The organism is Mesorhizobium sp. B2-8-5 (genome assembly GCF_006440675.2).
Lineage (GTDB): Bacteria > Pseudomonadota > Alphaproteobacteria > Rhizobiales > Rhizobiaceae > Mesorhizobium.
Genome location: NZ_CP083951.1, coordinates 1,291,286 through 1,310,481, shown reverse-complemented (window position 1 = coordinate 1,310,481; position 19,196 = coordinate 1,291,286). Strand labels below are relative to the sequence as shown.

At 63.3% G+C, this 19,196-nt stretch carries 23 protein-coding genes and 1 other RNA gene; 10 read left to right on the top strand and 14 right to left on the bottom strand.

All coding sequences use genetic code 11. From position 1 onward, the window contains the following. Positions 1 to 5: 5 nt before the first annotated feature. A complete protein-coding gene (locus FJ430_RS06330; protein WP_140704522.1) occupies positions 6 to 1,808 on the bottom strand; it encodes an ABC transporter transmembrane domain-containing protein in 1,803 nt (600 codons plus the stop codon). A gap of 206 nt (positions 1,809 to 2,014) precedes the next feature. Here FJ430_RS06330 and rpmE point away from each other — a divergent pair, with 206 nt between their 5' ends. Further along, positions 2,015 to 2,236: a 50S ribosomal protein L31 gene (gene rpmE / locus FJ430_RS06325; RefSeq protein ID WP_027166741.1), complete on the top strand. Its 222-nt coding sequence runs from the start codon at positions 2,015 to 2,017 to the stop codon at positions 2,234 to 2,236. A 324-nt stretch (positions 2,237 to 2,560) separates the two neighbouring features. On the opposite strand, the gene FJ430_RS06320 is transcribed toward rpmE, so the two are convergent. Beyond that, positions 2,561 to 3,202 (bottom strand): TetR/AcrR family transcriptional regulator, encoded by a 642-nt coding sequence (locus FJ430_RS06320; protein ID WP_140704520.1) that lies wholly within the window; start codon positions 3,200 to 3,202, stop codon positions 2,561 to 2,563. A gap of 128 nt (positions 3,203 to 3,330) precedes the next feature. Between FJ430_RS06320 and FJ430_RS06315 the strand changes: the two genes are divergently transcribed. After that, positions 3,331 to 3,807 carry a DUF1772 domain-containing protein gene (locus tag FJ430_RS06315; protein ID WP_140704518.1) on the top strand — a complete coding sequence of 159 codons (477 nt, stop codon included), beginning with the start codon at positions 3,331 to 3,333 and terminating at the stop codon, positions 3,805 to 3,807. Between the two features lie 33 nt (positions 3,808 to 3,840). Here the strand turns inward: FJ430_RS06315 and FJ430_RS06310 are convergent, their stop codons facing one another. From FJ430_RS06310 to FJ430_RS06300, 3 genes are all read right to left on the bottom strand, one after another. Continuing rightward, complete coding sequence (locus tag FJ430_RS06310) at positions 3,841 to 4,149, bottom strand: SelT/SelW/SelH family protein (protein WP_140646562.1); 309 nt, start codon at positions 4,147 to 4,149, stop codon at positions 3,841 to 3,843. Between the two features lie 11 nt (positions 4,150 to 4,160). Next, entirely contained in the window at positions 4,161 to 4,910 is a 750-nt protein-coding gene (locus FJ430_RS06305; RefSeq protein ID WP_140654856.1) for a YebC/PmpR family DNA-binding transcriptional regulator, read from the bottom strand. A 204-nt stretch (positions 4,911 to 5,114) separates the two neighbouring features. Continuing rightward, positions 5,115 to 5,438: an ArsR/SmtB family transcription factor gene (locus FJ430_RS06300; protein WP_140704516.1), complete on the bottom strand. Its 324-nt coding sequence runs from the start codon at positions 5,436 to 5,438 to the stop codon at positions 5,115 to 5,117. 51 nt (positions 5,439 to 5,489) lie between these two features. On the opposite strand from FJ430_RS06300, the gene FJ430_RS06295 reads away from it, so the two are divergent. From FJ430_RS06295 to FJ430_RS06285, 3 genes are read left to right on the top strand one after another with little or no spacing between them, the layout of a single operon-like run. Then, positions 5,490 to 5,972, top strand: coding sequence for an SRPBCC domain-containing protein (locus FJ430_RS06295; RefSeq protein ID WP_140654849.1), 483 nt, complete (start codon positions 5,490 to 5,492; stop codon positions 5,970 to 5,972). A 43-nt stretch (positions 5,973 to 6,015) separates the two neighbouring features. Further along, positions 6,016 to 6,408 carry a VOC family protein gene (locus FJ430_RS06290; RefSeq protein WP_140704514.1) on the top strand — a complete coding sequence of 131 codons (393 nt, stop codon included), beginning with the start codon at positions 6,016 to 6,018 and terminating at the stop codon, positions 6,406 to 6,408. Between the two features lie 52 nt (positions 6,409 to 6,460). After that, positions 6,461 to 6,889: an SRPBCC family protein gene (locus tag FJ430_RS06285; RefSeq protein WP_413467863.1), complete on the top strand. Its 429-nt coding sequence runs from the start codon at positions 6,461 to 6,463 to the stop codon at positions 6,887 to 6,889. Here the strand turns inward: FJ430_RS06285 and FJ430_RS06280 are convergent. From FJ430_RS06280 to ssrS, 5 genes are all read right to left on the bottom strand, one after another. Next, positions 6,886 to 7,650 carry a TerC family protein gene (locus tag FJ430_RS06280; protein ID WP_140704512.1) on the bottom strand — a complete coding sequence of 255 codons (765 nt, stop codon included), beginning with the start codon at positions 7,648 to 7,650 and terminating at the stop codon, positions 6,886 to 6,888. The genes FJ430_RS06285 and FJ430_RS06280 overlap by 4 nt on opposite strands. Positions 7,651 to 7,720: 70 nt before the next feature. Beyond that, positions 7,721 to 8,545: a TIGR00282 family metallophosphoesterase gene (locus FJ430_RS06275; RefSeq protein WP_140704510.1), complete on the bottom strand. Its 825-nt coding sequence runs from the start codon at positions 8,543 to 8,545 to the stop codon at positions 7,721 to 7,723. 49 nt (positions 8,546 to 8,594) lie between these two features. Then, positions 8,595 to 9,119 carry a DUF3592 domain-containing protein gene (locus FJ430_RS06270; protein ID WP_140704508.1) on the bottom strand — a complete coding sequence of 175 codons (525 nt, stop codon included), beginning with the start codon at positions 9,117 to 9,119 and terminating at the stop codon, positions 8,595 to 8,597. Between the two features lie 158 nt (positions 9,120 to 9,277). Further along, the gene (locus FJ430_RS06265; protein ID WP_140704506.1) at positions 9,278 to 9,862 is read right to left on the bottom strand and encodes a 5-formyltetrahydrofolate cyclo-ligase; all 585 of its coding nucleotides are present in this window, start codon (positions 9,860 to 9,862) and stop codon (positions 9,278 to 9,280) included. 144 nt (positions 9,863 to 10,006) lie between these two features. Next, positions 10,007 to 10,162: non-coding RNA, 6S RNA (gene ssrS / locus FJ430_RS06260), on the bottom strand. Positions 10,163 to 10,323: 161 nt separating this feature from the next. On the opposite strand from ssrS, the gene FJ430_RS06255 reads away from it, so the two are divergent. From FJ430_RS06255 to msrB, 4 genes are all read left to right on the top strand, one after another. Beyond that, positions 10,324 to 11,163 (top strand): AAA family ATPase, encoded by an 840-nt coding sequence (locus tag FJ430_RS06255; protein ID WP_140704504.1) that lies wholly within the window; start codon positions 10,324 to 10,326, stop codon positions 11,161 to 11,163. An 88-nt stretch (positions 11,164 to 11,251) separates the two neighbouring features. Continuing rightward, positions 11,252 to 11,698, top strand: a complete 447-nt coding sequence (locus FJ430_RS06250; protein ID WP_140704502.1) for a GNAT family N-acetyltransferase — start codon at positions 11,252 to 11,254, stop codon at positions 11,696 to 11,698. A 7-nt stretch (positions 11,699 to 11,705) separates the two neighbouring features. Continuing rightward, positions 11,706 to 12,896, top strand: coding sequence for a vWA domain-containing protein (locus tag FJ430_RS06245; RefSeq protein ID WP_140704500.1), 1,191 nt, complete (start codon positions 11,706 to 11,708; stop codon positions 12,894 to 12,896). A 93-nt stretch (positions 12,897 to 12,989) separates the two neighbouring features. Continuing rightward, entirely contained in the window at positions 12,990 to 13,394 is a 405-nt protein-coding gene (gene msrB / locus FJ430_RS06240; RefSeq protein ID WP_140646549.1) for a peptide-methionine (R)-S-oxide reductase MsrB, read from the top strand. A gap of 154 nt (positions 13,395 to 13,548) precedes the next feature. On the opposite strand, the gene FJ430_RS06235 is transcribed toward msrB, so the two are convergent. Next, the gene (locus FJ430_RS06235; RefSeq protein ID WP_140646548.1) at positions 13,549 to 13,890 is read right to left on the bottom strand and encodes a hypothetical protein; all 342 of its coding nucleotides are present in this window, start codon (positions 13,888 to 13,890) and stop codon (positions 13,549 to 13,551) included. A gap of 160 nt (positions 13,891 to 14,050) precedes the next feature. Here FJ430_RS06235 and FJ430_RS06230 point away from each other — a divergent pair, with 160 nt between their 5' ends. Then, complete coding sequence (locus FJ430_RS06230; RefSeq protein WP_140704498.1) at positions 14,051 to 14,569, top strand: arsenate reductase ArsC; 519 nt, start codon at positions 14,051 to 14,053, stop codon at positions 14,567 to 14,569. Positions 14,570 to 14,591: 22 nt separating this feature from the next. Here FJ430_RS06230 and FJ430_RS06225 read toward each other — a convergent pair whose 3' ends face one another. The 3 genes from FJ430_RS06225 to pyc form a co-directional block, all read right to left on the bottom strand. After that, positions 14,592 to 15,041: a hypothetical protein gene (locus tag FJ430_RS06225; RefSeq protein WP_140704496.1), complete on the bottom strand. Its 450-nt coding sequence runs from the start codon at positions 15,039 to 15,041 to the stop codon at positions 14,592 to 14,594. Between the two features lie 22 nt (positions 15,042 to 15,063). Further along, complete coding sequence (locus FJ430_RS06220) at positions 15,064 to 15,324, bottom strand: DUF2312 domain-containing protein (protein ID WP_095767239.1); 261 nt, start codon at positions 15,322 to 15,324, stop codon at positions 15,064 to 15,066. Between the two features lie 232 nt (positions 15,325 to 15,556). Then, positions 15,557 to 19,015, bottom strand: a complete 3,459-nt coding sequence (gene pyc, locus FJ430_RS06215) for a pyruvate carboxylase (protein ID WP_140704494.1) — start codon at positions 19,013 to 19,015, stop codon at positions 15,557 to 15,559. Positions 19,016 to 19,196 lie beyond the last annotated feature (181 nt).

Genomic DNA, 19,196 nt, shown 5'->3' with positions numbered 1-19,196 from the left:
TTGCTCTACTCCGCCGCGCCCTTGAAGGCGCTGGCTCCGGTCTCGAACTGGAGCTTCGCGAGCCGCGTGTAGATGCCGCCCTTGGCCACCAGGCTCTGATGCGTGCCTTCCTCGACGATGCGCCCGCCGTCCATGACCAGGATGCGGTCGGCCTTCAGCACCGTCGCCAGCCGGTGCGCGATGACGATGGTGGTGCGACCGCGCATCAGCCGCTCCAGCGCCCTTTGCACCAGCGTCTCGCTCTCGGCGTCAAGCGCCGAGGTCGCTTCGTCGAGCAGGAGGATCGGCGCGTCGCGCAGGATGGCGCGGGCGATCGCGATGCGCTGGCGCTGCCCGCCGGACAGCGTCACGCCGCGCTCGCCGACCTGGCTGTCATAGCCCTTGTCGAGCCTGGCGATGAATTCGTCGGCAAGCGCCGCCTTCGCCGCGGCCTCGATCTCGGCGTCGCTGGCGCCCTGCCTGCCGAAGCCGATATTGTCGCGAACGCTCGCGGCGAAGATGGTGACGTCCTGCGGCACGATCGCGATCCGCTGCCGGACAGCCGCCGGATCGGCCTCGCGCACGTCGACGCCGTCGAGGACGACGCGGCCGCTCTCGGGATCGTAGAAGCGCAGGATCAGCGAGAAGACGGTGCTTTTTCCGGCGCCCGAAGGCCCGACGATCGCCACCGTCTCGCCGGGCTTCACCTGGAAGCTCAGGCCATGCACGGCGGCGCGGTCCGGCCGCGCCGGATAAGAGAAGGAGACGTCGTCGAAGCTGATCGCGCCCTTGGCCGTGGCCGGCAACGGAACGGGGTCGGCAGGCCGCTGGATCGCCGGCGTCTCGGCCAGGATCTCGGTCAGCCGCTCTGCGGCGCCCGCCGCCTGCGACAGCTCGCTCCACACCTCCGACAACGCGCCGAGCGCGCCGGCGGCAAACACCGAGTAGAGCAGGAACTGGCCGAGCGTGCCGGCCGACAGCGTGCCGGCAAGCACGTCGCGCGAGCCGAACCACAGCACCGCGACCACCGAGGAAAAGATCATGAAGATGGCAAAGAAGGTCAGGAACGAGCGCGCGAACACCGAGGCCCGCGCCGCCTCGAAGGCAGCATCGACGGCGCCAGCGAAGCGGCCGGTCACCAGCTTCTCGTTGGTGAAGGCCTGCAGCGTGCGCACCGCGCCGATCTGCTCGCTGGCATAGGCGGTGGCCTCGGCGAGCGTGTCCTGCGCTTGCCGGGACTTGCGGCGCACCGAACGGCCGAAGGCGACGAGCGGCAGCACGATCACCGGAATGGCCGCGATCACCAGGCCGGAGAGTTTCGGGCTGGTGACGACCATCATCGCCACCGCGCCGAGGCCGAGGATGACGTTGCGCAGCGCGACCGAGGCGGTGGCGCCGACCGCCGACTTCACCTGCGTGGTGTCGGCGGCAAGCCGCGACACGATCTCGCCCGAATGCGAACGATCGAAAAACGCCGGCGACAGCGTCGTGACATGGGAGAAAACGTCGCGGCGGATGTCGGCGACGACCCGTTCGCCGAGCGTGATAACGAAATAGTAGCGGCTGGCCGAAGCGGCCGCGAGCAGCGCGGCCATCAGAACCAGTGCCGCGAAATACTCCGCGATGAAGGTGGAGCCCGCGGCCTGGAAACCGTGGTCGATCATGCGCCGCACAGCCATCGGCAAGGCCAGCGTCGTTACTGCCGCCACGATCAGCGAGATGATGGCGCCGATGGCGAGCTTCCGGTAGCGGGTGATATAGGGAAAAAGGCTGCGGAGCGGCCGGACCGAGCGTCTGCGCTCGCTTGCGCTGCCACCGATTTCCGCCATGAGCGTTTCCTCTGGCCGCTTGCCGGCACCGCGCTTCAATATGCGCTCGCCGCGGCCTTGTGATTCAATTCCGGCTGATGTATAGGCTCGCCGACCGTTTTAGAAGCCGTGGCTTTTCATTAGCTGCGGCTTCGAGTTTTAAAAAGGGGCGCATCGACGCAGGCCTTTGGGCCCGTCAGCAGCGCCGGCAGCCAGGAAACACGACAATGAAGGCCGATATTCATCCCGACTACCACACCATCAAGGTCGTCATGACCGATGGCACCGAATACCAGACCCGTTCGACCTGGGGCAAGGAAGGCGACACGATGAACCTCGACATCGACCCGACCACCCACCCGGCCTGGACCGGCGGCCAGCAGACCCTGCTCGACCGTGGCGGCCGCCTGTCGAAGTTCAAGAAGCGTTTCGAAGGCTTCGGCCTCTAAGCCAGATACATCGGCAGACTTTGAAAACCCGCCTTCGAGGCGGGTTTTTTGTTGGCCGCATTTCTTCCTTCTCCCCGTTCTACGGGGAGAAGGTGCCCGAAGGGCGGATGAGAGGCAGCGCCAGCCTCGGCGATTGGCCGGCCAAGGTGCGAGAAATTCAGAATTCGATGACAGTGCGCTTTTTCGACGACGCCAATGTCATAGGTCGGCGCCGCCCCTCACCTGCCTGCCGGCATCCTCTCCCCGTATAGTGACGGGGAGAGGGGCGCTCTCGCCGGCGATTTCGCCAATCGCCGACGCTGTGGGAAAGCGCCTGGGTTGTACCTACTCCCCCACAAACTCCCTAAGCGCCATGCGCTTGTAGGCCGCGACAAGCCTGTCGCCCTCCTCGCGGTCGACGGAGATCGCCAGCCGCACCGCGGCCTCGCCCATCTGCCAGACGAGGAACGCCGTCGTTTCCAGTTCCACTGGATCGGCATGAGGGCGCAGCCGCTTCAGCACCGCGAGCAGGAATTCGGCATTGGCCCGGCTGTCGGCGAGTTCCAGTTCGCGCAACGCCTTGTCGGCCTGCGTACCCGACCAGATGTCGCGCATCACCGGCTCGGCCAGGAACAACTGGTAGTAAATGTCCACCAGCTCCGAAAACGCCCGTTTCATTCCCTCGGCATCGCGGACATCCTTCAGCGTCGTCGCAATGCAGGCCTGGCTTTCGGCGGTGTAGCGCTCGGCAAGCGCCCAGACGATCGCCCGCTTGTCCGGGAAAAACTGGTAGAGCGAGCCGATCGACACCCCAGCCCTTTCCGCCACCTCGCCCATGCGCATGGCATCGCTGCCTTGCTCGGCAATCAGCGCCGAGGCGGCCGCAAGCATGCGCTCGACCCGCTCGCGGCTGCGCTGCTGCGTAGGCGACCGGCGCGGCGAAGCAATGGCCGCCTGGTCCGGCTTGGCGGTAACTTTTTCATCCATGGCTCTGTCCGGGCGATTTCTCGAAAACTGACTTGACTCACAAAATACGAGGGTTTATCACGTTTTGCAAATGTGAGGATTACTCGCATTTTGGAATCGAGCAAAACCCGGCATCTGGAGCAACTGAGATGATGAAACTTCTTCCCACTCTCACCTTCATCGCCGCGATCGGCTCGGGCGTCGTCGGCGGCGTCTTCTTTGCCTTCTCGAATTTCGTCATGGCGGCGCTTGCCCGACTGCCCGTCCCGAGCGGCATCGCCGCGATGAATTCGATCAACATCACGGTGATCACCCCGACCTTCATGACGGCGCTGTTCGGCACCGGCCTCATCTGCCTGGTGTTGATTGCCGGCGTTTTCTTCGGCTGGAGCCAGTCGGGCTCGTACTGGCTGCTTGCCGGCGCAGTGCTCTATTTCGTGGGCAATCCGATCGTGACCATGATCTTGAACGTGCCGCTCAACGACGCACTCGCCGCCGTCGATCCTGCGAGCGCCAACGGCGCCGCCGTGTGGGCGAACCATCTGAATGAGTGGGTGATATGGAATCACGTCCGCACCATCACCGCCATCGCAGCAATGGCCTGCTTCATCATGGCATTGACCTGAAGACGGCAACCCGCGAATGCAAAAGGCTCCGGCTCAGGCGGAGTCTTTTTTATGATCCTTGCGATCGGCGTGGCCGAGGTCACGCTCTGGGTCGATGACGTCGCGAACCAACTGCTTCAGCTTCGCCGCATCCGGAAAACCGCCGTCGCGCTTGCGCTCCCAGATGAGCACGTCGTTGCAGGAAATGGTGAAAATGCCGCCAGTTCCCGGCACCAGCACCACCTCGCCGAGATCGGTGCCGAAGGTCGAGAGCAGTTCCTGCGCCATCCAGCCGGCGCGCAGCAGCCAGTGGCATTGCGTGCAGTACGTGATGCGGATGGTGGGAAGCGGCTTCTCGCTCATAGCGACTTGGCTCAGGCCGCGCTGAGCTTGGCCATGGTCTCGTCGTCGACCTCGAAATTGGCGTAGACGCTCTGCACGTCGTCGTCGTCCTCGAGGGTGGCGACCAGCTTCATCAGCGACTGCGCGCGCTCTTCGTCGACCGGAACGTTGTTCTGCGGCTGCCAGATCGGCTTTACCGATTCCGCTTCGCCGAGCGAGGCTTCCAGCGCCTTGGACACGTCGCCGAGGTTTTCGAAGGCGCAATAGATGGTGTGGCCTTCCTCGTCGGACTCGACGTCATCCGCGCCGGCTTCGATCGCCGCTTCCATGACCTTGTCGGCGCTGCCGGCCGAGGCCGGATAGTAGATCTCGCCGACGCGGTTCCACATGAACGACACCGAGCCGGTTTCGCCAAGCGCTCCGCCGGCCTTGGTGAAGGCGGCGCGCACATTGGAGGCCGAGCGGTTGCGGTTGTCGGTCAGCGCCTCGACGATCAGCGCGACGCCGCCGGGACCGTAACCTTCATAACGCACCGCCTCGTAGTTTTCGGCATCGCCCATCGACGCCTTGTTGATGGCGCGCTGGATGTTGTCCTTCGGCATCGACACCGCCTTGGCGTTCTGCACGGCGAGGCGAAGCCGCGGATTCATCGATACATCGGGCGTCCCGCTCTTGGCGGCGACGGTGATTTCACGCGCCAGCTTGGAAAACATTTTCGACCGCACCGCGTCCTGGCGGCCCTTGCGGTGCATGATGTTCTTGAACTGCGAATGGCCAGCCATGGCACCCCTGTCGTGTTCGGCTAGAGCATCTCGAAGCGGGGTGTCATCACCTCGTCTTCGGCAAAATGCTCGAATTCAATCTTTCAGAACGTCCCGGACATGCCTGCGAAGGCACGCGGCGCTCTTTGTCGGAATGGCCGGCTTATAGATAAATCGGCTCAATTCGTCCAGCCGCGCCGTCACTCCGACGTTGAACCGGCCCGCTCACCCCTCCAGATCGGACTTCAACCGGTCGAGAATGCTGATGGCGTGACCGGCATACTGGCTGATCCAGCGGTCGTGGATCTGCTTGATCGGCAGCGCATTGAGATGGTTCCAGCGCTCGCGCCCCTCACGCTTGGAAACGATCAGGTCGGCCTCCTCGAGGACTTTCAGGTGCATCATCACCGTGCAGCGGTCCATGTCCGGAAAAGCCCCGCATAGCGCGCCGGTGGTCTGCGGCTGGTCCTTCAGCCGATCCAGCAATTCGCGCCGGCGCGAATGCGCCAAGGCCTTGAAAACATGATCGTCCGCGGTTTCGCTTGACATGTTATGTTTCTATAACATATCGTCTTGGCAAGCAAGGAAGGAGCTGTGGATATGTCGCTTGGATTCAGGATTTCCGGACGCATCGGCAAACCGGTCGCCGAGGTCTTCGACGCCGTCGTCAACCCGACGAAGCTCAGCGGTTATTTCACCACCATTGGCGGCGCCTCCGCTCCGCTTGTCGCCGGCACCACCGTCACCTGGTGGAAGATGGTGCCGGTGGAGGTCGACGAAGTGACGAAGGACAAGCGCATCGTGCTGCGCTGGGACGCCACCGATACCGACGGCAAACCCGCCTACAAGACCCGCATCGAGATGAATTTCGAGCCGCTGGAGGACGGCGGCACCTTCGTCACCATCGCCGAGCAAGGCTGGCGCGAAGGCGAAGTCGGCCTGAAGAAGTCCTACCTCAACTGCGAGGGCTGGTCGCAGATGCTCGCCTGCATGAAGGCCTATCTCGAATACGGCATCAATCTGCGCGACGGCTACTACCGCAGCGAGATGAAGGGCGAGCCGGCCAACGAGACCAACATCTGAGCCTGCGTCACGTCCCGATATCCAGCAGGAGGAGGTCGCCCCGATGACGAAAGCAACACCATTCCTGATGTTCGAGGGAAACGGCGAGGAGGCCATGACCCTCTATTGCGGGACCATTCCCGATAGCCGTGTCCTCGACATCGCGCGCTACGGTTCGGGCGAGGACGGGACGGAAGGAACGCTCAAGCTGGCGCGCGCTTTGGTCGGCGGCGTCGAGATCAGGATCTACAACAGCCCCGTTCATCACGCCTTCACTTTCACGCCGTCCTTCTCCTTCTTTGTCGACTGTTCTTCCGGGCAGGAACTGGAGCGGATCGTCGGCGTTCTTTCCAAGGATGGTGGATTTCTGATGCCACCAGGCAATTACGGCTTCAGCCAGCGTTTCGCCTGGCTCAACGACCGGTTCGGCGTCTCCTGGCAGATCAACTTGCCCTGACATCGAGGAGGGTACTGTGGAATTGAAGCGCGCCCCCACCGCCGAAACCGCCATGCTGATCCGGCGGCCGGTCGCCGACGTCTTCGAGGCGATTGTCGATCCGGCGATCACCACGAAATTCTGGTTCACGCATTCGAGCGGCCGACTGGACGAAGGCAAGACGGTCGAGTGGGAGTGGCGCATGTACGGGGTCTCGACCAGGGTCGAGGTCAGCGAGATCGTCCCCAACGAGAAGATCGTCATGCAATGGAGCGATCCGCCGACCACCGTCGTCTGGACCTTCACCAAAATGCCCGATGAGGCGACCTTCCTCGAGGTCCGCAATTTCGGCTTCGCCGGCTCCGCCGACGAGCAGGTCAAGCAGGCAATCGACTCGACCGGCGGCTTCTCTCTGGTGCTCGCCGGCGCCAAGGCATGGCTGGAACAGGGCCTGACGCTCGGCCTGATCGGCGACCGTCACCCGAAGGGCATTTCGGCCTAATGCCCCTCGCCCGACCCCTGCTTCTTGCGATGCCGTGCCAGCATGTTGAGGCCCTCGACCAGGGCTGAAAAACCCATGGCGGCGTAGATGTAGCCCTTGGGCACATGGTAGCCCATGCCGTCGGCGATCAGCGTCATGCCGATCATCAACAGGAAGCCCAGCGCCAGCATCACGATAGAGGGGTTCTTGGCGATGAAATTGGCGAGCGGCGTCGCCGCCAGCATCATCACGCTCACCGCCACGATCACCGCGATATACATGATGGCGATCTCGTCGGTCATGCCGACGGCGGTGATGATGGAATCGATCGAGAAGACGAGGTCGAGCAGCAGGATCTGGAAGATCGCGCCGGCAAGGCTCATCTGCAGCGTGCCCACCATCGTATCCTGATGGTCCTGCGGGTCGACCGTGTGATGGATCTCCTTGGTCGCCTTCCAGACCAGGAACAGGCCGCCGGCGATCAGGATCAGGTCGCGCCAGGAAAAGCCGTGGCCGAAGGCTGTGAACACCGGCGTCGTCAGCTGCACGATGATCGAGATGGTGGCGAGCAGGACGAGGCGCATGATCAGCGCCGCCGAGATGCCGAGCCGGCGCGCGCGGGCGCGCTGCGCTTCCGGAAGCTTGTTGGTCAGGATCGAGATGAAGATCAGATTGTCGATGCCGAGCACGACCTCGAGCACCACCAGGGTCAAAAGCGCGACCCATGCGGTCGGATCGGAAACAAAGTGAAAGTGCGGCGCCAGAAATTCGACAAGCTGCATGGAGGTCGTCCCCTCTACGATCTAGAGCAGTGTTGCCGGCAATTAGGTACTCTGCGCACCTATATCAATGTCACGGCCAGAAGGACGGCGCCGTTTCTTCCAGCCGCGGCCCGCGACGAAACGGCGCGATTTTTTCGGCAAGCCCGGTGCGGTCGGAAATATCGACGCCGACGCCGCACAATGTCGCCGGCCCGTTGGCCGCCTCGAAACGGCCCTTCGGCACCTTGGAAAGAAACCGGTTGAGCGGTTCCTCCTTGTCCATGCCAAGCGAGGAGTCATAGTCGCCGCACATGCCGGCGTCCGAAATATAGGCGGTGCCGCCATTGAGGATCTGATGGTCGGCAGTCGGCTGATGCGTATGCGTGCCGACCACGAGGCTGGCGCGGCCGTCGACGAAATGCGCGAAGCACATTTTCTCCGAGGTCGCCTCTGCGTGGAAATCGACGATGACCGCATCGGCCTGCTCGCCAAGCGGACAGGCGGCCAGCTCGCGCTCGCCGGCCTGGAACGGGTCGTCGAGCTCCGGGTGCATGAAGACGCGGCCCATGATGTTGGCGACCAGCACGCGGGCGCCATTGCGGGCGATGTAGACGCCCGAGCCGCGCCCCGGCGTGCCCTTGGGGAAATTCGAAGGCCGCAGGAAGCGCTCCTCGCGCGGCGCGAAGATCAGCGCGTCGCGCTGGTCCCAGACATGGTTGCCGGTGGTGACGACATCCGCGCCCGCCGCGAGCGTCTCGCGAAAGATTTCTTCGGTTATGCCGAAGCCGCCGGCGGCGTTCTCGCCATTGACGATGACGAAATCGAGCTTGAAGTCGGAAATCAGCCCCGGCAGCTGTTCCCAAACCGCCGTGCGTCCCGTCTTGCCAACCATGTCGCCGAGGAAGAGGAGTCTCATAGCCACTTCTATCCAGAGCTGTGGACGCTAGGCAAGCGGCACCGAGGTCCTAACGCCGTCCAAAAGTGGCGCGTTGCTGTTCGGTCGGCGTTGCGCTCGCGCCCGAGACGCGGGTAGCCGAGGGGATCGGCAAGGCCGGCGGTGCGTTCCGTCCTCGCAACCAGAAGAACCAGAGATAGAAAGCGGCGAACCCGCCGGTGACGGCAAGCAGCAGCAGCCCGCCGCGCCATCCCTTCATCGCGCCCGTATCAAGGTTCGCTGGATCGGCGGGATCGTAGTAGAATTCCATCTGGTCGCCCTTGGCTGCCTTGTAGAGGCCGATGTCCTTGCCCTTGCCGGACCATATCATCGGCGCATCATTGGCGACGTAAGCCAAGGCGACATTGATGCCGTCCGTTTTGAGGCCGTTCGCCTGCATTTCGCTGTAAGGACTGACATCCGTTACGGTGGCGACCGTCCGCTGCCAGGCGGACTGGTGGTGCAGGGCAGTTCCTATGATGTGCAATGCCATCAAAAATAGTATCGCCGAGATCAACGCGAACGGCATCAGCAAATAGCGCGCAAGAATAAACACCACGACCCCGTCGAGCTGGACTATCTTTCAGGAATATAGCCGACGTTTGTTGGAACCGCGTTAAGCAGGTCGCGACAGTCGCCCAAAAAGAGCGCAGCGCTTTGGGACGACCGACAAAAACCTAAAGCGCGCCTGAATTCGTTTCAGCGCGACGCGCTTTAAGCGATATCGAAGCGGCGCAACCCGCTCTCGGTCAGTATTTCCCCAATGATGACGTCGTGGTCTTCGTTCGGCACCAGCGGCACTTCCTGGCAGTCGAAGGCGATGCCGATCAGCCTGGGCACGATGCCCTTGTCGGCCAGCCTGGCGATGGCGCGGTCGTAATAGCCGGCGCCATAGCCTATGCGGTGACCGCGGGCGTCGAAGGCGGCGAGCGGCACCAGCATCAGCGTGGGGTCGAGCACTTCCGCCTCTTCATGCGGCCCGACGGTGCCGAACCCCATCTCGACCATCGGCGCGCCGCGCACCAGCTCACGGAAGACGATCGTGGTCTTGTCGAGAATCGCCGGCAGGCAGAGCCTGGCGCCCTTTTCGCGCAGCGCGAACATCAGCGGCCGCACATCGACCTCCGAGCGCATCGGCCAGAAGCCGGAGACGACCCGGCCGGGCTCGAAGTTGATTTTTTCCTTCGCGGTCTCGGCCATTTCGAGCGCGATTTCCACCCGCCAGAATTCGTCGAGCGCATCGCGGCGCGCCAGCGCTTCCTTGCGAAGCTGTTTTTTCAGGTCTCTGGAAGGTGACATGCGCCGAGGCTAGAAAAGGTCAGATTTGAATGGAGTTTCAGGAGCGACGTTTCTAGCGCAATTCCAGGAAAAGTGCGCAGCGGTTTTTCCGTCCGGAATTGCGCAAAACAGAGAGAAGACGCATGTCTCCCGAAAACGGGAGAGTGACGATCCACACAACCGGTGGAGAGGTCGATCCCGGGTGCCTACAAAGTAGGTGGGCGCCGTGTGAGAAAACCCACGGGTCTTCCCAGGGACAGCTCCCTAAGGATCGATAAGGCCCCGGGGATAAGTTTCTCCTGCCGGGAAGCGCAGACCGCCGGAGACAAATATAGGCCGATGGTTAGCCGAGCGCCAGTGAAACGGGCACCATTCGCGCGTAATTCGTCTGGCAGACCATCCTGATAGGGAGCTCTTCCGCAACCGCCCTTGCGCGGCCCGTCCAGCCTCCTTACGGTCCCGCCGCACGGACAGGAGAAAAGATGCGTTTCGAAGGCACCACGGCCTATGTCGCCGACAAGGATCTGATGGTCGCGGTCAACGCCGCGATCGCGCTGGAACGGCCCTTGCTGGTCAAGGGCGAGCCCGGCACCGGCAAGACCGAGCTCGCCCGCCAGGTGGCATCGGCACTCAAGCTCGAGTTCATCGAATGGAACGTCAAGTCCACCACCAAGGCGCAGCAGGGCCTCTACGAATATGACGCCGTCTCGCGGCTGCGCGACAGCCAGCTCGGCGACGAGCGCTTCAACGACATCGCCAACTACATCAAGCGCGGTAAGCTGTGGGACGCCTTCGCGGCACAAAAGAAAGTCGTGCTTTTGATCGACGAGATCGACAAGGCCGACATCGAATTCCCCAACGACCTCCTGCAGGAACTCGACCGGATGGAGTTCTTCGTCTACGAGACCGGCGAGACGATCCGCGCCGAATTCCGCCCGATCGTCATCATCACCTCGAACAACGAGAAGGAACTGCCGGACGCCTTCCTGCGCCGCTGCTTCTTCCACTACATCCGCTTCCCCGACATCGGCACGCTACACCGCATCGTCGAAGTGCATTACCCCGGCATCAAACAGAATCTGGTGCGGGCAGCCCTCACGCAGTTCTACGAGATCCGCGAGGTGCCGGGCCTGAAGAAGAAGCCGTCTACCTCCGAGGCGCTCGATTGGATCCGGCTGCTGGTCGCCGACGACATCGCGCCCGAGGATCTGCGCGCCGATCCGAAGAACATGCTGCCGAAGCTGCACGGCGCGCTGTTGAAGAACGAGCAGGACGTGCACCTGTTCGAGCGCCTGGCCTTTATGGCCAGACGGCAGCAGTAAGCCGGCAGCAATAGCGCTTTCCCGTCCGTGGACCGTTGCCGGCGAGCGGCCGCTGCCGCAGCCTCGGGTCAAAGTGTTGGAGGAAAAAATGTCCGAGATCATCATCCGCCCGCTCGCGCAGTCCGACCACGCCGACTGGCGCCGGCTTTGGACTGACTATCTGACTTTCTACGAGACGAAGCTGCCGGAAGAGGTCTACGCGATCACCTGGAAGCGCCTGTTCACGGATGGCGAGTTCGAGCCGAAGGGTTTCATTGCCACGCTCGACGGCAAAGCCGTAGGCCTCACCCATTATCTCTATCACCGCTCCGGCTGGTCCGAGAAAAACAACTGCTACCTGCAGGACCTGTTCGCCGATCCGGAGGTGCGCGGCAAGGGCGTCGGCGCCGCGCTGGTCAAAGCCGTGCAGGACGAGGCCGGAAAGATCGGCGTGAAGAACGTCTACTGGATGACGCACGAGACCAACGCCACGGCGCGCCGGCTCTACGATCATGTGGCGCGGCGGACGGGCTTCATCGAATACGATCTGCTATAAGGGGCCGATGTTCATCCCCTTCTTCCTCGAACTGAAGGCCGCGCGGGTTCCCGTTTCGCTCAGGGAATATCTGTCGCTGCTGGAAGGGCTGGAAGCCGGGCTCGTCGATTATGACCTCGAGGCTTTCTACTACCTCGCGCGCGCGGCCCTGGTGAAGGACGAGCGCCACATCGACCGTTTCGACCAGGTGTTTGCGCATGTCTTCAAAGGCGCCGAAGCGCTCGGCGGTCTCGACGCCGTCGATGTGGCCAACATCCCGGAAGAGTGGCTGCGCCGGCTGGCCGAGAAGCATCTGACCGAGGAGGAAAAGAAGCTGGTCGAAGCGCTCGGCGGCTTCGACAAGCTGATGGAGACGCTGAAGCAGCGCCTCGAGGAACAGAAGGGCCGCCACCAGGGCGGCTCGAAATGGATCGGCACCGGCGGCACCTCGCCCTTCGGCGCCTATGGTTACAACCCAGAAGGCGTGCGCATTGGCCAGGATGAAAGCCGCCATCGTCGCGCGGTAAAAGTCTGGGACAAGCGCGAATTCAGGAATTTCGACGACACCGTCGAACTCGGCACCCGCAACATCAAGGTGGCGCTGAAGCGGCTGCGCCGTTGGGTGCGCGAGGGCGCCGAGGAGGAGTTCGACCTTCCCGGCACCATCCACGCCACCGCCGAGCACGGCTATCTCGACGTCAAAACCCGGCCCGAGCGACGCAACGCGGTGAAGCTTTTGATGTTCTTCGATGTCGGCGGCTCGATGGACGACCATATACGCGGCGTCGAGGAACTGTTCTCGGCCGCGCGCGCCGAGTTCCGCCAGCTCGAATATTTCTACTTCCACAACTGCCTCTACGAGCGCGTCTGGAAGGACAATCGGCGGCGGCAGGCCGAGACGATCCCGACCTTCGACCTCATCCACAAATACGGGCCCGACTACAAGGTGATCGTCGTCGGCGACGCCTCGATGAGCCCCTACGAGATCGTGCACCCAGGCGGCTCGGTCGAGCATTGGAATCCGGAGGCCGGAAGTGTGTGGCTGGACCGCCTGTTGCGGCAATGGCCGAACGCGATCTGGCTAAACCCGGAAGCCGAGAAGAACTGGCGCTACACGCATTCGATCCAGTTGATCGGCGACATCTTCGGCGGCCGCATGTTCCCACTGACATTGGCCGGGCTTGAGGCAGCGACAAGACAGTTGTCGCGCAAGCACTAGCTCGCTTTCACTGGCGGCGTTTGTAACAAATGCCTATGTTCCGACGAATACCCGTTGCAAGCAACGACGAGCCGCCAAGGCCGAGGAGATTCCATGGACACCCACGCCTATCCCGTCACCCGCACCGATGCCGAGTGGCGCGCCCGGCTGACGCCGGAGCAATATGCCGTGATGCGCAACCACGGCACCGAGCGCCCCGGCAGCTGCGCCCTGCTCTACGAGAAGCGCGCCGGCACCTTCTACTGTGTCGGCTGCGACCAGCCGCTGTTCGAATCCAAGCTGAAGTTCGAGAGCGGCACCGGCTGGCCGAGCTTCAACGATCCGGTCCCGGGCTCGATCGACACCACCGTCGACCGTAGCTACGGCATGGTCCGCACCGAATGCCATTGCGCGCGCTGCGGCAGCCATCTCGGCCATGTCTTCGAGGATGGCCCGCCGCCGACCGGCCTGCGCTATTGCATCAATGGCGTGGCGCTGCGCTTCGAGCCGGCAGCCTGAAGCCTCGGGAATGACTTCGCAAAGGGCGGTCTCGGCCGCCCTTTTTCATGCTCTAATGTATGTCGCGCAAAAGTGACCTCGGTTTTGCGACAACGACATGCATCAAGCAACGACCTAAAGCGCGTCGCGTGAATCCGTTTCGACGCGACGCGCTTTAGACGATGGCCGTCGCGATCAGCCAGAGCGCGGAACCCAGCATCATCAGTTGCGCCTTGAAACCCCCGGTCTTCTCCGCGGTCCGCCAGACGGCGACCGTCAGGAAGATGGTGTAGGGAACGGGGAGGAAATGCACCGCCAGCACCAGCCAGAGCGGCAGCTTCAGCCCAAGCAGGACCAGCGCCAGCGCCGAAGAGGCGACGCTCAAGATCGTCCCGACAAGCAGCATGTCGCGCCAGAACAGCCGGTCGAGCGGCGCTTCGCCCCTCCAGCGTGAGCGCAAGAAGCCGGCTTTGTGATCGATTAGCGCTGTCACGCCCGTGGAGTCGAAGTCACCCATCAATCAAGCCTCGTTGAGCGGAGCGCCGGGGGTTTCGGCGGGATGATGCCGCGAAATTTGATGCTGATGCCGCAGAATCCGCCGCCAAAACCTGTACGATCACAGACACGTGACCCATATCGTATTCTGTCGTTTTCGCCGCAACACCCAGGAGTTCGGAATGAGCGATCAGGTCTACAACGTTCTCTTTCTCTGCAATGCCAATTCGGCCCGCTCGATCATGGCCGAAGCCATACTTAACAAGCTCGGGGCCGGCCGCTTCAAGGGCTATTCTGCTGGCTCGCGACCGAAAGGCACCGTCCATCCCCATGCGATTCAGTTGTTGGAGAGCATGGGCCACGACACGTCGTTTGCCCGGTCGAAGAGCTGGGACGAATTTTCAGGGCCGGACACACCGAAGATGGACTTCGTCTTCACCCTCTGCGACACCACAGCGAATGAAAGCTGTCCGGTCTGGCCAGGCCATCCGATGACCGCGCTTTGGGCTGTCCCCGATCCCTCCAAGGCCAGTGGCACTGAAGCCGAGCAGCATTTCGCTTTCGCCGAGGCCTATCGCATGGTCGGCAACCGCATCGCGCTGTTCACGAACCTGCCGATAACATCGCTCGATCACCTGGCCCTGCAGCAGCGTCTGGATGAGATCGGCCGCGATGGGCGGCGGCGAGCTGAAGGCGCGTAAGCGCAGCGGTAGGCAGTCAATCTTACGGCAGGCCTTCGTCTCCGAGCACCTCGACAACGGCTTCTTCGAAGCGTGAGCATTCCCTCACCAGCCAGTCGGTCATGGCCGGCCAGTTGTCCTCGGCGTAGCAGTTCACCCGCCACATCGAGTTGATGCCGAGACCCTCACAGCTCTGTTCGGGCCTGAGCTTCAGCCTGGCCTCGATCGCCGGCTGGAACGGTTTCAGCCGCGACCAGGACTCCGTGGCGCCGAACTTCTCATTGCGCCCGAAGAAGACGCCGACATGGTTCTGCGCCGGCGCGACATACATCGAAAGGACCAGGGCGAAGTCCGGCAGCCCACGCTGCCAGAACCACGGCCCGCGCCGCGCCATCCTTCCCCTTTCTTCCGGATGCCTCTCCGCGAACAGCGCCCAGAAGCCGCGATGGCGGAACTCCGAGGCGCGACGGCCGCCGAAGTCGAATTCGTTCATGGCCGGTCTCCGGCCACGAGGCTTACGCCATGCCGAGGGCGGCCTTGTAGAGATCCAGGATCGACTCTTCTTCCTGGCGCTCGGCCTGGTCCTTCTTGCGCAGGCGCACGATCGTGCGGATCGCCTTGGTGTCGAAGCCGGTGCCCTTGGCTTCGGCATAGACGTCCTTGATGTCGTCGGAGATCGTCTTCTTCTCTTCCTCGAGCCGCTCGATGCGCTCGATGATGGTGCGCAGCTGGCCGGCGGCTACAGTCTGGCTGGTCTCGGTGATTTCGTCGGCCATTTTTTTCTCCGCGTCTTCTGGAGCCATGGCGATTCCCGCCACGGCGAATTGGAGCGGGTTCCCTGCCCGAGCGGACGCGGCGGGTCAAGACACTTGTCGAGCGGCTGTGGACGGCTGGGCACATCTTAAGGTGCGCCGATATTCAGGTCAGGCCGAGTCGAAAATGGCGGATACCGAGAAGCGCAGGGAAGCCGCCGTTTGCAGGCCGGCCTCGCCTGAATATCGACACACCTCATTTGAAGGCGATCAAGAGATCCTTGGCATCGATCTGGTCGCCGGCCTTGACCAGCACCTCCGCGATCTCGCCGTCGCGTTCGGCGTGGAGCGCGGTTTCCATCTTCATCGCCTCGATCGATAGCAGCACGTCGCCAGCCTTGACCGCCTGTCCGGCCGCCACGGCAAGCGCCGACACGACGCCCGGCATCGGCGCGCCGACATGCCCCTCATTGCCGGGCTCGGCCTTACGGCGCGCCTTGGCGGCGGAAGCGCCATGCGCCCTGTCGGGCACCTTGACGCGGCGCGGCTGGCCGTTGAGCTCGAAAAACACGGTGACCATGCCCTTGTCGTCGACATCGCCGAACGCCTGGCAGCGAACCACCAAGGTCTTGCCCTTCTCGATGTCGAGGAAGATCTCGTCTTCCGACTTCATGCCGTAGAAATAGGTCGGCGTCGGCAGCACGCTCACCGGCCCATAGGTCTCCTGCGCCGCGGCGAAGTCGGTGAACACCTTCGGGTACATCAGCCACGACGCGAACTCGTATTCCGAGAGCTTGCGGTCGAGCTTCGTCTCGATGTCCTTGCGGCTGGCCTTGAGGTCGGCTGCTTTCAGCAGCGAGCCGGGCCGAACGGTGATCGGCTTCTCGCCCTTCAGAGCCTTCTTCTGCAGCGCTGCCGGCCAGCCGCCCGGCGACTGGCCGAGATCGCCACGCAGCATCGACACGACCGAATCCGGGAAGGCGATGTCCTTGGCCGGATTCTCGACATCGGCGACGGTGAGATCCTGGCTGACCATCATCAGCGCCATGTCGCCGACCACCTTGGACGACGGCGTCACCTTGACGATGTCGCCGAACATCAAATTGACGTCGTGATATGCCTGCGCGACCTCATGCCAGCGCGTCTCCAGCCCAAGCGAGCGCGCCTGTTCCTTGAGGTTGGTGAACTGGCCGCCCGGCATTTCGTGCAGGTAGACTTCCGAGGCAGGTCCCTTGAGATCGCTCTCGAAGGCGGCGTACTGGTTGCGCACCGCTTCCCAATAGAAGGAGATGCGGCGGATCCACTGCGGATCGAGACCGGGATCGCGCTCTGTGCCCTTCAGCGCCTCGACGATCGAGCCGAGGCAAGGCTGCGAGGTGTTGCCGGAGAAGGAATCCATCGCCGCGTCGATGGCGTCGGCGCCGCTCTCCACCGCCGCCAGCACCGTCGCCGCCGAGAGGCCTGATGTATCGTGCGTGTGGAAATGGATCGGCAGGTCGGTCGCCTCGCGCAGCGCCTTGAACAGCACGCGCGCCGCGGCCGGCTTCAGCAGGCCGGCCATGTCCTTGACGGCGATGATATGCGCGCCGGCAGCCTCCAGTTCCTTGGCCAGCCCGACATAGTATTTGAGGTCGTATTTGGCGCGTGCCGGATCGAGGATGTCGCCGGTGTAGCACATCGCCGCTTCGACCAGCTTGCCCTCGGCGCCGACCGCGTCCATGGCGACCCGCATGTTCTCCACCCAGTTCAGGCAATCGAAGACGCGGAACAGATCGACGCCGCCGCTCGCCGCCTGGCGGACGAAATGCTGGACGACATTGTCGGGATAGTTGGTGTAGCCGACGCCGTTGGCGCCGCGCAGAAGCATCTGCAGCAGAAGGTTCGGCGCCGCCTCGCGCACCTTGCTCAGCCGCTCCCACGGGTCCTCGGTGAGGAAGCGCATGGCGACGTCGAAGGTGGCGCCGCCCCAGCATTCCAGCGAAAGCAGCTGCGGCAACGCCCGCGCGTAAGTGCCGGCGATGCCGACGATGTCATGCGTTCGCATGCGCGTGGCGAGCAGCGACTGGTGGCCGTCGCGCATCGTCGTGTCGGTGACCAGCACCTGTCGCTGCTTTCGCATCCAGGCCGCGAATTTCTCCGGGCCGAGCGCATCGAGCCTCTGCTTGCTGCCATCCGGGATATGGCCATTGAGATAGGGCACCACTGGCGCGGCCGCATTCGCCTTCGGCATCGGCCGGCCGCGCGTCTCGGGATGGCCATTGACGCTGACATCGGCCAGGTAGTTGAGTAGCTTGGTGGCGCGGTCCTGCCGCTTCACCTGCTCGAACAGTTCCGGCGTCGTGTCGATGAACCTGGTCGTGTAGGAATTGTCGGCGAAGCGCGGGTGGTTGATGATCGCTTCGAGGAAGGTGAGGTTGGTGGCGACGCCGCGGATGCGGAACTCGCGCAGCGCCCGGTTCATGCGCGAGATCGCCTCGCCGGGCGTCGGCGCCCAGGCCGTCACCTTTTCGAGCAGCGGATCGTAGAAGCGGGTGATGACCGCGCCCGAATAGGCGGTGCCGCCGTCGAGCCGGATGCCGAAGCCCGCCGCCTCGCGGTAGGCGGTGATGCGGCCGTAGTCCGGAATGAAATTGTGCTCCGGATCCTCGGTGGTGATGCGGCACTGCAGCGCGTGGCCGTTCAGCCTGATGTCCTTCTGCGCCGGCACGCCCGATTGCTTCGTACCGATGGCGAAGCCGTCGAGGATATGGATCTGCGCCTTGACGATGTCGATGCCGGTCACCTGCTCGGTGACGGTGTGCTCGACCTGGATGCGCGGATTGACCTCGATGAAATAGAACTTGCCGGTGTCGGCGTCCTGCAGGAACTCGACCGTGCCAGCGCCGATATAGCTGGTCTCGCGCGCGATCTTCAGCGCATAGCCGCAAAGCTCCTGGCGCAGCTCTTCGCTGAGATAGGGCGCCGGGGCGCGCTCCACGACCTTCTGGTTGCGGCGCTGGATCGAGCAGTCGCGCTCGAACAGGTGCACCGCATTGCGGTGGGTGTCGCCCAGCACCTGCACCTCGACATGGCGGGCGCGCTCGATCAGCTTTTCGAGATAGACCTCGTCCTTGCCGAAGGCGGCCTTGGCCTCACGCTTGCCTTCCATCACCTCGCGCGCGAGGTCGGCCTCGGCGCGGATGGCGCGCATGCCGCGGCCGCCGCCGCCCCACGAGGCCTTCAGCATCACCGGATAGCCGATCGTCGCGGCGAGCTTCTTGACCTCGTCCATGTCGTCGGGCAGCGGATCGGTTGCCGGCACGACCGGCACGCCGACCTCGATCGCCAGGTTGCGCGCGGCGACCTTGTTGCCCAGCCGGCGCATCGTTTCCGGCTTCGGGCCGATGAAGGTGACGCCGGCCTCGGCGCAGGCCTCGGCGAATTCCGGGCTTTCCGACAGCAGGCCGTAACCGGGGTGAATGGCGTCGGCGCCCGATAACCTGGCGACCCGGATCACCTCCTCGATCGACAGGTAGCTTTCGATCGGCCCCATGTCCTTGGCCAGATGCGGTCCGCGCCCGACCTGGTAGCTCTCGTCGGCCTTGAAGCGATGCAGCGAATATTTGTCCTCCTCCGCCCAGATCGCCACGGTTTTGAGGCCGAGCTCGTTGGCCGCGCGGAACACGCGGATGGCGATTTCGGACCGGTTGGCGACGAGGATCTTCGTGATGGCCAAGGACTGGGCTCCAGCAGCGTAGGGGAAGATGAACCGGCGCAATGATTAGCGTGAAAATGCTGCAGTGCAAACAAATTTGAGCGACACCTAAAACGATTTAAGTCGCTTGTTTGCGTCAAACTGTTATTGCCGTTCTTCGAATACCGTAAGCGGGCGGCCGACGGGCATTCCCGAGCGCGCG

What these genes read in the sequence shown, in the direction of transcription:
- FJ430_RS06330 (WP_140704522.1), bottom strand. Translation starts at nt 1,808, where the DNA reads ATGGCGGAAATCGGTGGCAGCGCAAGCGAGCGCAGACGCTCGGTCCGG.
- FJ430_RS06255 (WP_140704504.1), top strand. Translation starts at nt 10,324, where the DNA reads ATGCGTTTCGAAGGCACCACGGCCTATGTCGCCGACAAGGATCTGATG.
- FJ430_RS06245 (WP_140704500.1), top strand. Translation starts at nt 11,706, where the DNA reads ATGTTCATCCCCTTCTTCCTCGAACTGAAGGCCGCGCGGGTTCCCGTT.
- FJ430_RS06300 (WP_140704516.1), bottom strand. Translation starts at nt 5,438, where the DNA reads ATGTCAAGCGAAACCGCGGACGATCATGTTTTCAAGGCCTTGGCGCAT.
- FJ430_RS06275 (WP_140704510.1), bottom strand. Translation starts at nt 8,545, where the DNA reads ATGAGACTCCTCTTCCTCGGCGACATGGTTGGCAAGACGGGACGCACG.
- FJ430_RS06230 (WP_140704498.1), top strand. Translation starts at nt 14,051, where the DNA reads ATGAGCGATCAGGTCTACAACGTTCTCTTTCTCTGCAATGCCAATTCG.
- FJ430_RS06285 (WP_413467863.1), top strand. Translation starts at nt 6,461, where the DNA reads ATGCTGATCCGGCGGCCGGTCGCCGACGTCTTCGAGGCGATTGTCGAT.
- FJ430_RS06295 (WP_140654849.1), top strand. Translation starts at nt 5,490, where the DNA reads ATGTCGCTTGGATTCAGGATTTCCGGACGCATCGGCAAACCGGTCGCC.
- FJ430_RS06290 (WP_140704514.1), top strand. Translation starts at nt 6,016, where the DNA reads ATGACGAAAGCAACACCATTCCTGATGTTCGAGGGAAACGGCGAGGAG.
- FJ430_RS06265 (WP_140704506.1), bottom strand. Translation starts at nt 9,862, where the DNA reads ATGTCACCTTCCAGAGACCTGAAAAAACAGCTTCGCAAGGAAGCGCTG.
- FJ430_RS06315 (WP_140704518.1), top strand. Translation starts at nt 3,331, where the DNA reads ATGATGAAACTTCTTCCCACTCTCACCTTCATCGCCGCGATCGGCTCG.
- FJ430_RS06250 (WP_140704502.1), top strand. Translation starts at nt 11,252, where the DNA reads ATGTCCGAGATCATCATCCGCCCGCTCGCGCAGTCCGACCACGCCGAC.
- FJ430_RS06220 (WP_095767239.1), bottom strand. Translation starts at nt 15,324, where the DNA reads ATGGCCGACGAAATCACCGAGACCAGCCAGACTGTAGCCGCCGGCCAG.
- rpmE (WP_027166741.1), top strand. Translation starts at nt 2,015, where the DNA reads ATGAAGGCCGATATTCATCCCGACTACCACACCATCAAGGTCGTCATG.
- msrB (WP_140646549.1), top strand. Translation starts at nt 12,990, where the DNA reads ATGGACACCCACGCCTATCCCGTCACCCGCACCGATGCCGAGTGGCGC.
- FJ430_RS06320 (WP_140704520.1), bottom strand. Translation starts at nt 3,202, where the DNA reads ATGGATGAAAAAGTTACCGCCAAGCCGGACCAGGCGGCCATTGCTTCG.
- FJ430_RS06280 (WP_140704512.1), bottom strand. Translation starts at nt 7,650, where the DNA reads ATGCAGCTTGTCGAATTTCTGGCGCCGCACTTTCACTTTGTTTCCGAT.
- FJ430_RS06235 (WP_140646548.1), bottom strand. Translation starts at nt 13,890, where the DNA reads ATGGGTGACTTCGACTCCACGGGCGTGACAGCGCTAATCGATCACAAA.
- FJ430_RS06310 (WP_140646562.1), bottom strand. Translation starts at nt 4,149, where the DNA reads ATGAGCGAGAAGCCGCTTCCCACCATCCGCATCACGTACTGCACGCAA.
- FJ430_RS06225 (WP_140704496.1), bottom strand. Translation starts at nt 15,041, where the DNA reads ATGAACGAATTCGACTTCGGCGGCCGTCGCGCCTCGGAGTTCCGCCAT.
- FJ430_RS06305 (WP_140654856.1), bottom strand. Translation starts at nt 4,910, where the DNA reads ATGGCTGGCCATTCGCAGTTCAAGAACATCATGCACCGCAAGGGCCGC.